Consider the following 240-nt stretch of genomic DNA (forward strand, 5'->3'; position numbering starts at 1 on the left):
CCAGTTCCAGGTTCTCGAAGGTCTTGCCAGCGACGGTTGCGTCGCTGACACCCACGGTCAGGCTATCGGCATCTTTGAAGACGTCATCGCCCTGGGCGTCGGCCTTGTAGATGGCTTCGGTCTGGCCGGCCGGAATCACGACTTTGGCGCCGTTGCTCAGCGTAACGGTGAGGTCCTGATCCAGTTTCTGGCTGACTTTGACGGTGAAGCTTGGCTGCTGGTCTTCGGTGACATCGCCAT

Annotated in this window: 1 protein-coding gene; it reads right to left on the reverse strand. The window is 59.6% G+C overall.

All coding sequences use genetic code 11. From position 1 onward, the window contains the following. Positions 1-240: immunoglobulin-like domain-containing protein (locus L6D77_RS27215; protein WP_236170249.1), on the reverse strand; the 240-nt coding region annotated here is incomplete at both ends.

Source organism: Pseudomonas parasichuanensis (assembly GCF_021601385.1).
In the GTDB taxonomy this organism is placed as follows: domain Bacteria; phylum Pseudomonadota; class Gammaproteobacteria; order Pseudomonadales; family Pseudomonadaceae; genus Aquipseudomonas; species Aquipseudomonas parasichuanensis.